This window comes from Scrofimicrobium sp. R131, from assembly GCF_040256745.1.
Lineage (GTDB): Bacteria > Actinomycetota > Actinomycetes > Actinomycetales > Actinomycetaceae > Scrofimicrobium > Scrofimicrobium appendicitidis.
Genome location: NZ_CP138335.1, coordinates 645,600 through 658,244 on the forward strand (window position 1 = coordinate 645,600; position 12,645 = coordinate 658,244).

12 protein-coding genes are annotated in these 12,645 nt (G+C 62.8%); all 12 read left to right on the plus strand.

Going from position 1 to position 12,645, the window contains the following annotated elements; translation table 11 throughout:
* The 12 genes from SAC06_RS03040 (at window position 1) to rpmE (ending at window position 12,579) form a co-directional block, all read left to right on the plus strand.
* Window positions 1–1,146, plus strand: coding sequence for a glycosyltransferase family 4 protein (locus SAC06_RS03040; protein ID WP_350258744.1), 1,146 nt, complete (start codon window positions 1–3; stop codon window positions 1,144–1,146).
* Entirely contained in the window at window positions 1,143–1,709 is a 567-nt protein-coding gene (locus SAC06_RS03045; RefSeq protein WP_350258745.1) for a GNAT family protein, read from the plus strand. Before SAC06_RS03040 ends, SAC06_RS03045 begins: the two co-directional genes overlap by 4 nt.
* Before the next feature lie 76 nt (window positions 1,710–1,785).
* Window positions 1,786–3,162: a hypothetical protein gene (locus SAC06_RS03050; protein WP_350258746.1), complete on the plus strand. Its 1,377-nt coding sequence runs from the start codon at window positions 1,786–1,788 to the stop codon at window positions 3,160–3,162.
* 265 nt (window positions 3,163–3,427) lie between these two features.
* On the plus strand, window positions 3,428–4,900 hold the full coding sequence (locus tag SAC06_RS03055) for a polysaccharide biosynthesis tyrosine autokinase (protein ID WP_350258747.1): 1,473 nt from the start codon (window positions 3,428–3,430) through the stop codon (window positions 4,898–4,900).
* Entirely contained in the window at window positions 4,897–5,502 is a 606-nt protein-coding gene (locus SAC06_RS03060; protein WP_350258748.1) for a hypothetical protein, read from the plus strand. The genes SAC06_RS03055 and SAC06_RS03060 overlap by 4 nt, the downstream gene beginning before the upstream one ends.
* Complete coding sequence (locus SAC06_RS03065; protein WP_350258749.1) at window positions 5,492–6,457, plus strand: hypothetical protein; 966 nt, start codon at window positions 5,492–5,494, stop codon at window positions 6,455–6,457. Before SAC06_RS03060 ends, SAC06_RS03065 begins: the two co-directional genes overlap by 11 nt.
* Before the next feature lie 30 nt (window positions 6,458–6,487).
* Window positions 6,488–7,513 (plus strand): LCP family protein, encoded by a 1,026-nt coding sequence (locus SAC06_RS03070; protein ID WP_350258750.1) that lies wholly within the window; start codon window positions 6,488–6,490, stop codon window positions 7,511–7,513.
* Between the two features lie 91 nt (window positions 7,514–7,604).
* Window positions 7,605–9,080, plus strand: a complete 1,476-nt coding sequence (locus SAC06_RS03075; RefSeq protein WP_350258751.1) for an MFS transporter — start codon at window positions 7,605–7,607, stop codon at window positions 9,078–9,080.
* Between the two features lie 63 nt (window positions 9,081–9,143).
* The gene (locus SAC06_RS03080) at window positions 9,144–9,332 is read left to right on the plus strand and encodes a hypothetical protein (protein WP_350258752.1); all 189 of its coding nucleotides are present in this window, start codon (window positions 9,144–9,146) and stop codon (window positions 9,330–9,332) included.
* Window positions 9,332–10,252 (plus strand): hypothetical protein, encoded by a 921-nt coding sequence (locus SAC06_RS03085; protein WP_350258753.1) that lies wholly within the window; start codon window positions 9,332–9,334, stop codon window positions 10,250–10,252. Before SAC06_RS03080 ends, SAC06_RS03085 begins: the two co-directional genes overlap by 1 nt.
* A 224-nt stretch (window positions 10,253–10,476) precedes the next feature.
* Window positions 10,477–12,213: a transcription termination factor Rho gene (gene rho / locus SAC06_RS03090; protein WP_350258754.1), complete on the plus strand. Its 1,737-nt coding sequence runs from the start codon at window positions 10,477–10,479 to the stop codon at window positions 12,211–12,213.
* A 153-nt stretch (window positions 12,214–12,366) separates the two neighbouring features.
* On the plus strand, window positions 12,367–12,579 hold the full coding sequence (gene rpmE, locus SAC06_RS03095) for a 50S ribosomal protein L31 (RefSeq protein ID WP_350258755.1): 213 nt from the start codon (window positions 12,367–12,369) through the stop codon (window positions 12,577–12,579).
* Window positions 12,580–12,645: the final 66 nt, after the last annotated feature.

Consider the following 12,645-nt stretch of genomic DNA (forward strand, 5'->3'; position numbering starts at 1 on the left):
GTGAGCAAGAAAGTACTGCACGTTGCTAAAACCGCCAATGGGGGTCGGTTCATTGGCTTTCAGCTTCCTCACCTCACTAAGGCCGGCTGGGAGGTGCACTTGGCGGTTCCCGGACCGGGGGTCTTGGCTGAGATGGCCAAAGCCGCCGGCGCCGAAGTTCACATGGACTCTGGTTTAGGTGGATCTTTGCCGAGCGCTGCCCGCCACCTGTCGGGTTTGCTAACTTCAGTTCAACCGGACCTGGTTCACGCTCATTTTGTCCACTCAACTCTGGTGGCCAGAGGAGCTCGGATCCAAAGCCGAGTGAAGCCGCCGATCCTGTTCCAAGTTCCAGGCCCGCTCCATTTGGAAAAGACCCTTCCCCGGTTGGCAGATATTCGAACGGCTGGAGCTCAAGACCACTGGGGTGCTGCCTGCCAGTGGACTTTCCAGAAGTATCTGGAGTCCGGGGTTCCCGCCAACCGAGTGCACGTGCTGTACTACGGCAAAGACTTGGGGGATTATCCGATTGGTGAGGTGGAACGAGATAACTCCGAGTCGAGAGCTGATCTTAGGCGGCAACTAGGGCTGCCTGTGGACAAAAGACTGATCATGATGGTGGCCCACGTCTATCCGCCCAGGAGGGGACGAACGAGGGGTATCAAGGGTCACGAGTACTTCCTTGAGGCACTGGCGCAGGTTCAGCGGCGGTCGCCTGATGCGATCGGCGTGATCGTCGGCGGTCCCCGTCCAGGCGCCGATGAGTACTTCAATGCCCTCCAGCAAAAGGCAGCTTCGCTCAGGGCCGAAGTCTTGTTTCTTGGAGCCAGGTCGGATGTGACGGACCTATACCGGGTGGCAGATCTGGCGGTACACCCGAGCCTATCGGAAAACCTGGGCGGAGCGGGAGAATCGCTGCTGTTGGGCGTGCCGACTGTGAGCACCAGCGTCGGTGGGTTCCCAGATATCGTGCGGCCCGACGTGACCGGGTTGATGGTGCCACCGCGCGACTCGCGCCAGTTGGCAGAGGCAATCCAACGGGCGTTGGATATGCCCGAGCAAATGCGAGCAATGGCGCTTGAAGGGCAAAAATGGGTGCTCCGAGTGGCGGATGCTGCGACGAACGCCGGCAAAGTGATGAACGTGTATGAGGAGATGACGACGTGAGTAGGTTGGTGAGAAAGCTTGAGGCGGGCGATCTGCCGCTGAGAAGTGCCTGGCTGCGCCACGAACAGGCACAGGGAACCATGTTCCTGCAGGGAAGCTTCTCTGAGGACGACACTAGAGCCTGGTTCGACCGGATCTCGGGGGATAGTACCAGGCTGGACGTAGTCCTGGAGGACGAGGGAGTCCCGGTTGCCGCCGGTGGGATCACTGGAATCGGGAGCGACCGGCCCGCAGAGGTTTATGCCTTCGTCTCCCCGGATGCGCGGCGAATGGGATACGGGAAGGATCTGGTCGAGGCGCTCTGTGCCTTGGGACTGGGAGTCCTGCAGCTGAATCGCCTTTACCTGTGGGTCCACGGCAACAACCAACCCGCCCTGAAGCTATACACCAAATGCGGGTTGAGGCAGGAAGGCTGTCTTCGACAGCACCTAATGGTTGAAGGGCAATGGATCGACCGAATCGTGATGGGAATCCTGGCTGAAGAGTGGTCGGCTCCGGCGGAGCCACAATGGGAGTTGGAGCCAAGTTTGGCTGAGCGCGGGCCCCGACCGTCCAATCGATGATTCGATAGAGTGTGTCAGTCGGGGCAAAGCGTTCGCGGGGCGAATGAAATCAGGAACAAGCGTGAGGGGGGATTGAATGGACATTATGCCAGCTGACCTTGTGTTCCCCCTACTAGTTGTCATCCTGCTCGCGGAACTAGTTGGTTTGGCCATCTTCCACAAGGTTTTGGGGTTCAGGTCCGCACTGTTCTTCGTCACTGTCACACTGATGGTTACGCTTGCGGTGACAAGTGTGCGGTACGCCCTTGCGGTGACTAACTTGGACCCAACTGACCTGACATCCGACACATACCGCTACCTTTTGATGGGGTCCGAGCGGGCCGCTCTGGGCTGGCCCACCTGGGGGGACCTGTTCGCGAGCGACGGCACCATGGGCACTATTGCTATCAGTCAATTGTTCTTCCGACTGCTCGGTCCCAGTTGGTTGGTGGTTTACGTCGCCGGGTCACTTGTTGGCCTGGTTGGGTGCTGGCTGATTGCCGCCGCCATTGTAGTGGTGGTGCAACCAAAGACCCTCTTCTGGCCTTTGCTGGCGGTCCTATTTCCGTCCTCACTCTACTGGTCGTCAAGTTTCGGCAAGGAAGCTTTCAGCTTTCTGCTCCTCGGACTGGGACTGTATACCGTGATCTCGTGGAACGTGGGTCGAATTGCCCGGGCATATGTTTCCATGTTCTCGGCCGCACTGTTAGGCCTGATCATCCGGCCCGAACTTGCCGCAGTCGCAGTCCTGGGTGTACTTGCCTCCGTAGCGTTTATCGGGGCGGGTGAAAACGCACGTCCCCGCTTGAAAGTGATGGTGGTCTCCTGCCTCGCATTAGGAGGGCTGCTGATCTTGATGCCGTACCTTGGACTCGGCAATCCACTCGGAGACCTGGTTAACGACCTGGGATCAAGGTATGACCGGACGAGCATCGGCGATTTCCGGGTGGCTGAGTCGAGGCGCACGGGATTGCTGGGCCTGGTTGAGGGGTTGCCGACCGCAATTTTCCGCCCCTGGCCGTGGGAGGGTGGCATAAAAGGCCTTGGCAGCAGTTTCGACTCGTTGCTAATCCTCTATGTCGGGTGGAGATTCTGGAAGAACCGGGGACTTACGTACAGCAGTCTGCAGTGGCGCGCGTTGATCTACTCTTTGATTGTGTTCTCCGCCCTGACCTTGGCCCTGGCCGGCTATGGAAATATCGGACTGCTGGCCCGAATGCGGTCAATGGCCATTCCATTCCTGGTCGTGGTAGCAGCTATCCTTACTTGCCGGGCGCTAGATCGCGACAGGTCGCGGGTCACGACCGGGAAGATTCCGGGCAGCGCACACGCCGGACAGATCAGCAAACCCAGATCCGTCCGGCAGCCCGGTGCCAGCCAAGTATCGCCAATTGGTGCGAAAGTACAGCTTCCAGGTCGGTTGTACACAAATCACCGGACCATCTTTGAATCGCCTGCTGATGTTGGTCAATAAAGTCCAAATGGCCATTAGCAGGGCGCGTGAGAGAGCGCCTTGTGGCAGGTGAGTGCAATAAACGCAATCGATGTGAGGAAAATAAGCTTCGAGGTGGGGGAGCGCTTGGGATGTGCGCGAAGATACTAGGTGCCGATAATCACCAAAAGGATTCTGTTCGGTGAACTTTGCTCCGACTAATATATCAAGTATACGTTCGGGGCAAGTGCATGGTTTCACCGGTCCGCTCAATGAATAAGCCGAATGCGGAAGAAGGAGAAGTGGCGTGGGAGTTCTAGACTATTTGGGCGTGCTCTGGCGACGCAGGGTACTCCTGGTGGTGAGCACCCTCGTGGGCTTGTTGCTGGGCGGATTTGTCACGATTATGGCTACGCCCGTCTATGCGGCTTCGGCCCAGATCTTTGTCACCTTCAATAGTGACGAGGGGGCCGGCAGTAACGAGTTGGTCCAAGGAATGACCTATGCGCAGCGAGCCCTGGGGTCCTACGCCAAAGTTGGCAAGACCTCGGTTGTCCTCGATCAGGTGTCGAAGCAACTGGGCGAAGATGGAGCAAACGTCGACCTGATGCAGGCCGTTTCGGTGGGTACTGTGCCTGACACGACGATTCTTCAGATCTCGGTGCAGCACCAGAATGCGGATCTGACCGCGGAGATTGCGAACACGGTCGCCTCGGTGCTGCGGGATACCGTCATCAACAATCTGGAGAGCTCAGATGCAAATGATCGGGCTCGGGTCAGGATGGAAATCGTTCAGCCGGCCACGGTCCCCAGTTCCCCTGTTGCCCCCAGTCCGGCCCGAAATGTAGCTTTTGGGGGCTTTGCGGGACTGCTGGTGGGAGTGCTAGTTTCGATTGCTCTGGGCTTCTTTGATCAGCGGATTCAGACCCGGGTTGAGGTTGCGCAAGTAACTGACCTTCCGCTACTGGGCGAGATTCCTGACGACCCCAAAGCGAAGACGGAGCCGCTCCTGCGTGGCGACGAGGTGATGAGCCTGCGCGCTGAGCCTTTCCGGGCTCTGCGAACCAACTTGCAGTTCCTGGGGGTGGGGCAACAGGTCCGGTGCCTGATGGTCACTTCCAGTATGCCCGGTGAAGGTAAGAGCACCGTTTCTGTCAACCTGGCGGTGATGCTGGCCGAGGCAGGGTTGAGGGTTGTCCTCGTCGACACGGACTTGCGGCGGCCGAAGCTGGCGGAGTACGTCGGACTGGATGGCAGCGTTGGTCTCACAGACGTGTTGATTGGGAAGACCTCGGTCGAGGACGCGGTCCAACGTTGGGGCCGGCATCAGCTGTATGTCCTTCCCGCCGGCCAGATCCCGCCAAACCCCAGCGAGCTGCTTGGATCCAGCCAAATGAAGGATCTGACCAGGGTGCTGTCGACGCACTTCGACTACGTGATTATCGATTCCCCACCCGTCCTGTTGGTCACGGATCCGGCTGTGGTCTCGCACATGTGCGACGGGGTGGTAGTGGTGGCTTCGTCGGGCCTGACCAAGAAGCCTCAATTGAAGGGGACCTTGGACACGCTGGCGGCAGTCGAAGCCCCCGTCAAAGGCTTGGTGCTGACCAGGGTGCCCACCAAGGGTCCCGGCTCGTACCACTACGGAGCCTATTCATACGGAGGATACCGAGACGAAAATACGGTGGCGGCGCCGATGCCCCACACGACTGCCGCGCCGAACCTCCGTGACATCTTTCCCCCAATTAGCCAGCCTCCACACGGGAAGGCATCAGAATGATGCGTGTGCTTTGTGTCTGTACTGGCAACATTTGCCGGTCGGCCTTCGCCGAGGCCTACCTGCGGGAGCAGCTGACAGGTCTTCCGATTGAAGTTGCCAGTGCGGGGGTTGCGGCCGTGGAGGGCGGCGCCGTTCCGGAACAGATGCTGGCGCGCGGTGACCGCTACGGGCTGAGCTCGCTGCACGAGCACCGGGGAAAGCAGGTGAGCAGGGACGGATTGGCTGGCTCAGACCTGATCCTCGCCGCCACCACGAAACAGCGCAGCTTCTTGCTGAAACTTGATCCTCGACTCGCGGCCCGCACGTTTACCTTCATCGAGTTTGCCGCCCTAGCCGCGGCGGTGACCGACGACGACCTGGCCTTTTTCTCGGCCGAGTCCAGCTCTGTGGCCGACCTGTTGGTTCAGGCGGCCGCCAGCAAACGTGGGTTCGTACCGGCACTGCGCCGGCTGGAGTCCCTGGACGTGGTGGATCCCTACGGGCAACCGGAAGCGGTCTATGAGGAATCTGTCCACCAGCTGCTGCAGACGCTCGAGCCGATCGTGGCGTACTTGAGCCGGGGCTACAGTTCAGTGTCCGAGGAGGAACGACATGAGGCTTAGGTACTCAACTGGCAGATTCTTGCGCTATGTGGGCGTCTTGGTCTTGGCGCTGGTGACGGTGGCCGTGATTGTCCTGGCCTTTCGACACGTGAGGATGCCGGTGCCGGAGGTCGGCAAGACCCCCGGCTACAGCCCGGTCCAGTCCGGAGCACCCAAACCGGCTCCAACCCCGGATCAGAGCGCGCCCAGTGAAGCACCGGAACAGCCGGCGTTCGCGGTGGCACCGATCAGTCGGATCCTCGGTGCGCTCGACGCGCAGGTGGCCTATCGAAGCGCGCACGCTCAGTGCGGGACGGGGCCGGCGGCGCTCGAAGTGACTAGCGATGGGGGCCAAACCTGGGTACCGGCCGCGGTCGGTGAAGAAGGCACTCCCCTGGCACTTCGACGTGTGGTGGCCGGTGCCAACGGCTACGTGGCGGTAATCGGCGCCCGGGAAGAGGCTTGTTCGACTCCCACCTCGTTTGAGTCGTTCGATCAGGGCGGTACCTGGGCTGTCAGTGACGAGGCGTTGGGCCAGTCGTGGTTTGTTGACCCGGTGACCCCGAGCGTGGTCCACACTCCGGCAGGCACTACGACCGACGTCGGTTGTTCGGTGGCGCGCCTGGCTGTCGGCGGGGTCGACAACGCGAGCTTGCTGTGTGAAAACGGCACCGTGGAGGCCACGGCCGATGGCGGCGAAACCTGGGCGACCGGCCCGGAACTGGTGGGGGCCGAAGCGCTCGCCACCGGGAACCAGGGCCTGCTGGTACTCAGAGCCGGTGGGGCCGAATGTGCGGGCATGGAAGTGATCGCTTTGGATCAGTCGCTGACTCAGACGGCAGCAACCTGCGTTCCTCAGCTGGGCCAGCCGGCCCCGGGTCAAAGCGCCATTGATCTCTCATTGGATGGGGTGCTGTGGGTTTGGTCCGGCGATCAGGTCCTCCGGTCGACCGATAACGGCGCCACCTGGCTGTAACCAGCGACCCCCAAGAGCGAAGGAAACCAAATGTCGCATCAAGCACGGAGCTCAGCAAAGAAGTCTCGTCCTACCTGGCTGAAGGTCCTGGCCGTCATTGTGGGACTGCTGTTGCTCGTGGTGCTTGCTGCCGCCATCGCAGTTTTCACCTTCGGAAAGCGCGTGGCCGACACGTACGATTCGGGCGTAACCGTGGTTGAGGAAGCGTTCCCGGACGAAGCTGACCGGCCCCAGGAACAGGACACGAAGGCCCAAACTATCCTGCTTTTGGGCTCCGACACGCGCAGCGCCATCGATCCGGACGACGTGAACGCAGCGCAGGACTCCCGCTCTGACGTGATCATGGTGCTGCGGATTCCGGCCGACCGGGAACAGGCATTTTTGGTCTCCTTCATGCGCGACTCCTGGGTCGACATTCCCGGATACGGCGAGGCGAAACTGAACGCCGCCATGGCCTACGGCGGGGTTCCACTCACGGTACAGGTGATTGAGGGGCTGATCGGGTCTCGGATTGACCACGTGGCCATGGTCGACTTTGCCGGGTTCAAAGGGCTGACCAACGCGCTGGGCGGGGTCCAGGTGCAAAATGCCAACGAGTTCTCCACCGGCGACTTCCATTTCCCGGCCGGGACCATCGAGTTGGACGGAACCGAGGCGCTGGCCTACGTGCGGGCGCGGTATCCGTTTGCTGACGGTGACTATCAGCGGGTGCGAAACCAGCAGGCATACCTGCGGGGTCTGGTTTCCTCCCTGGTCAGCCGCGGGACCCTGACCAGCCCGGGCAAGATCCAAGACGCGGTCGCGGCGATCAGCCCCTACCTGACGGTGGACCCCGGAATGGACTCCGGCTACCTGCTGAAGCTGCTGCCGTCGATGCGCAACATCCGCACCGCCGACCTGGAGTTCTTCACCGCGCCAACCGCGGGGACGGGGACGTCGGCCGACGGCCAGTCCATCGTGGTGTTGGATGAGGAACGGATGGCCAAGCTGAAGCAGGCTTTCGAGACCGACACGTTGGCGGAGTACGTGGAGACGCAAGACCTGAGTGCCAACTGAGCATTCCAACGAGCCACTCTGGGACCAAATGCCTATAACCCCACACCGCCTGCGCTTCAAACTGCTGCACCCGGTTGGATAGAGTAGCTAGGTGAATCCTGACCAATCTGCTTCCCTCTCTCCTAAACATCGTTCACGCGCATTCATCGTGGTTCTGGCAGCGGGGTTCATGTCTTTGCTGGGGGTCTCGGTGGTCAACGTGGCCCTGCCCTCAATCGAGCAGGGGCTGGGCGCCTCCTCCACCCAAGTGCAGTGGATCCTGGCCGGCTTTGCGCTCACCTTTGGTTTGACCCTGGTCCCGGCGGGCAAAGCCGGTGACATTTTCGGCCGGCGAATCCTGTTCATGATCGGGGTGGCCGGGTTCGTGCTCTCCTCGGTGGCCGGGGGACTGGCCCCGTCCGCCCACTGGTTGGTGGGGGCTCGCCTGGTGCAGGGCGCCTTCGCCGGGGTGATGAACCCGCAGGTGGTCGGATTGATCCAAGACCTGTTCCAGGGCCGTGAGCGGGCCCGCGCCTTCGGGGCCTACGGAGCCATCGTCGGGGTCTCCACCGCCATTGGCCCCCTGACCGGGGGGTTGCTGCTGGGGGCCCTCGGGCCGGACCTCGGGTGGCGCTCGGTTTTCCTGGTGAATTTCCCGTTTGGGGTGGCCCTGCTGTTCCTGATCTACCTGTGGGTGCCGCGCGATCAGCACCGCCACACGAAAGCTGAGGGTTCTCTCGCCCGCCACTTCGACCCGCTGGGGCTGGTGCTCCTTTGTGTGATTGTGCTGCTGGTGATGTGGCCGTTCCTGGAATCATCCGGCTCGAACACCCGGGAGGTGCCGCCGGGGTTGCTGTGGTTCCTGGGGGCGGCGGCGTTCCTAACCGTCTTGTTGCTGCTGTGGGAAAAGGTCTGGTTCCGCCGCGGCGGCTCGGCTTTGCTGGATCCGCGCCTGGCCAAGAGCCCCTCGTACCTGCTGGGACTGGCGACCGGGTTCACCTATTTTGCCGGTTTCACTTCGGTTTTCGTCATTTTGACCCTGTTCTTGCAGCAGGGGTTGGGCTTCACCCCGCTGGAGGCGGGCATGGCCCAAATGCCGTTTGCGCTCATGTCCGCGGTCTCGGCGGGACTGTCGGGCCGCCTCGTTCACCGTTTCGGTCGGACGACACCGATGATTGGCTCCGCGATCGTGGTGGTGGGAATGTTTGCCACCGCCTGGTCGGCAACCGTCCTCCCCGACCCGCTCCTGCCCGGGGTGATCATCACGATCATGGCGCTGACGGGGGTTGGTTCGGGCCTGGTGATTTCCCCGAACCAGACGCTGACCCTGGAAAGTGCCCCCCGCTCTGCTGCCGGAATGGCGGGGGCGGTGCTGCAGACTCTGCAGCGGATTGGGACCGCCGTCGGCATGTCGGTGGTCACCACCATGTTCTTCGTGACGGTGGGGGCCCACGGCCACCTGCCGCAGGGGGAGGCGATGCGGATCGGTTTTGCCCACTCGATGATCGTGGTGGCCATCATCGTCACGTTGACTTTGATTGTGAACATCGTGGACCGGTTCCGACCCCAGACAACTCGGGTCGACTAGCGGCCCCCGCCCATCCTGGTAGCGTTATCCTAAGGGCAGCGAGTATTTGATAGAGGCGGATGGATGAAAGATCTCGAAGCTGAGGAGCGGGCGCGGCTTAACGCGCAAATCGAGGAGCTAACCAACGAGTTGGAAGCCGCCCAAATTGAGCGCGATCAAGCCCGCGCCGCCACCCGGGTAATGTCGCAGGCGCTGGAGCAAATGAACCAGTTGCTGCACCCCCGGGCGGGGGGAACCGACCGGGAAGACTAATGCGACTCCGGCAAGATCGGGTGGAACTGTCCGTCGCCGCCACCGCGACCGGCCTGAGTGGACCCCCGGCGCACCTGGCCCTGGCCCTGGGCCTGCACGATCGATACGTGATCAACGCTGTCGCCGGACACACCCGGGTGCTGTCCTACGGGCTGACCGGCAGTTTTGACCCAAACACCGGCGAACCCGCGGAAGAGCCCACCGGCGAAACCCACCCGACCATTCGGGGGATCAGGGCGGGCCTGGACCATTTCGACGCCTCCCAGGTGGGGGTGGAACTGCACCTGCAAGCGGGAATCCCGCGGGGACGGGGATTGGGAGCTACCTCGGCCGGGATCCTGGCGGGTCTGGTGGCTGCACACGGTCTGCTGGATGTCCCCGTCGAACCGCAGTTGGTGACCGAGCTCGCGGTGAGTTTAGGGGCCGAGCGGGTGCGGGTTCAGGCTGCTTTGGCCGGGGGAGTGGTGGTGGCGCTCGACCCGGAACGTCCGGCCCTGTCGCTTCGGCCCCGCCCAGAGTTGGCCCCGGTGGCGTTTGTTCCCGACTTTGCCCGGGTAGGTGAGTTGCCCTCGCCGGCGCGCCTGAGCCTGGAAGCGGCCGGTCGCGAGGCGGCCCGCCTGGCCTGGCTGGCGCTCCTCCTCGGAAATGGGGATCTTCCCGTCGAGTTGCTGCTGGCTGCCACCGAGGATCCGGTGCTGCTGCCGGCCTGGGCCGGGGCGGTTCCCGCCTCCCACGCGCTGATCGGGTGGCTGCGGGAGAACGGCGTGGTGGCCACCCTAACCGGGACCGGTCCGACCGTGCTGAGTCTGACGGCCGTGTCGGAGACCCTGAGAGAAGCGGCGCGCCGATCCGGGTGGCACGTGATGGAAACCGAGGCGGCCTCGACCGCTCTGCGCTGTGATTTCGCTCCCAAGCTGTAATAAAGAGTGGGCCTTGCGGTACAGGTGAAGGCCGCGGTGGTGGTAAAGTTACAGCCATCGGGAAGACAGTCGTTCTGAGAACAATCCCGGTCTTTGCGCAAGTTTGTGCGCACCAACTACCCCGCCTGTGTGACGGTGCGGTGTCAGTTACCTTTCAACCTTCAATGCGGTTCCAGGATCCTGCGAATCCGCTGGAAGACTCCTAGTTAGGACTCATAATCAAGATGGATCAGAAAAACGGCGTGCCGTCAGAGGCTGACCTGAACAAGCTCAAACTCCCTGAGTTGCGCGCCCTGGCGGGCCAGCTGGGCCTGCGCGGCACATCGCGGATGCGTAAGCCCGAACTGGTCGCTGCCATTGTTGGCAAGCCGGCCCCCGCCGCGGACCTGCTGGATTCGCTGCCAGCCCCGGCCCCCCAGACAGCTTCCGCCGAAGCCAGCTCCGGCTCCTCTCGCCCGCGTCGCCGGGTGAGCACCGACTCCGCCGTTGAGCCCAAGTCGGCCGCCCACGCCCTCCTCGACGCCCCCGCGAAGAAGGAAGAAATTTCCTCTCGCCCCGCGCGCCGGCCCGAAAAGAAGTCCGACACGGTGGACGTGCGGGCTGCGGTGGCCGAAGACCTGCAGGCGGTCCGCGCCCGCAAACAGGGGGACGATTCCGCCCCCGCCGAGGACGTGAGCCGCAAGCTCGACTCAATCGACCTACCCGAAGGTGGGGAACCGAACCGGTCCCGTGGCCGCCGTGACCGCGGTCGGCGCCGGGGACGGGACCGCCAGGACCGGCCCGAACGGACCGAACAGCAGTCCAACGGCAACAACAACAGTGCCCCCGCGGAAGACCTGGTGCCGATTGCCGGCATCCTGGACGTGCAGGCGAACCACGCGTTTGTTCGCACCTCCGGCTACCTGCCGGGCGAAAACGACGTCTACGTCACCCTCGGTAACGTCCGTCGGTGGGGCCTGCGCGCCGGCGATGCGGTGATGGGTGCGGTCCGACCGGCCCGCGAAGGCGAGCGGCGCCAGCAAAAGTACAACGCCCTGGTCCGCCTGGACTCGGTCAACGGGATGAGCGTCGAACAGGCCACTTCGCGGCGCGAGTTCGGTAAGCTCACCCCCGAGTACCCGCGTGAGCAGCTGCGACTGGAAACGACCCCTAAGGCCCTCACCCCCCGCGTGATCGACCTGGTGTCCCCCATCGGCAAGGGGCAGCGCGGCCTGATCGTCGCCCCGCCGAAGGCCGGCAAGACCATGATCATCCAGCAGATCGCCAAGGCGATTGAGGTGAACAACCCCGACGTCCACCTGATGGTGGTGCTGGTGGACGAGCGGCCCGAAGAGGTCACCGACATGCGTTCGATCGTCAAGGGTGAGGTGATCGCCTCGACCTTTGACCGTCCCGCCCACGACCACACCATGGTGGCCGAGCTGGCGATCGAGCGGGCCAAGCGCCTGGTGGAAATGGGGGCCGACGTGGTGGTCCTCCTCGACTCGATTACCCGCCTGTCCCGGGCCTACAACCTGGCTGCCCCCGCCTCGGGCCGAATCCTGTCCGGCGGCGTCGACGCGGCGGCCCTCTACCCGCCCAAGAAGTTCTTCGGTGCGGCCCGGAACCTGCGTGAGGGCGGCTCGCTGACCATCATCGCCTCCGCCCTGGTGGAGACCGGCTCGAAGATGGACGAGGTGATCTTCGAAGAGTTCAAGGGCACCGGCAACATGGAGCTGCGCCTCTCGCGTCAGCTGGCTGACCGGCGGATCTTCCCGGCGATCGACATCAATTCCTCCGGGACGCGGCGCGAGGAGCTGCTGCTCAAGCCCGAAGAGCTGCAGATTATGTGGAAGCTGCGCCGCGTGCTCGGCTCCCTGGATCAGCAGTCGGCGCTGGAGCTGGTTCTCGGCAAGCTGAAGGAAACTCAGACCAACGCCGAGTTCCTGATGCTGGTGCAGAAAACCACCCCGGCAGAGTAGTCCATCTCACCGCTCGGGTTTGGCTTGCGAGCTAGACCCGAGCGCCGCGAGATGGAACAATAGACCCTTGGTTCCGGTTCACCGGTGGGGGCCACGCCCCGATCGACAACCTGTCCGCTGGACCCGGCGCCCTTCGCAACCTGAGGAGAAACCATGAAGCAGGGAATCCACCCCGACTACGTAGAGACCACCGTGACCTGCACCTGCGGGAACACCTTCGTGACCCGGTCCACGATTCCGAGCGGGGAAATGCGCGTCGACGTCTGCTCGAACTGCCACCCGTTCTACACCGGCAAGCAGAAGATTCTGGACACCGGTGGCCGCGTGGCCCGCTTCGAGAAGCGTTACGGCAAGCGCACCAAGTAGCTTAATTCCAGGGGCCGGCGACTACTTGTCGTCGGCTTCTGCGTTAACTACCTTCCCCCAACTCGC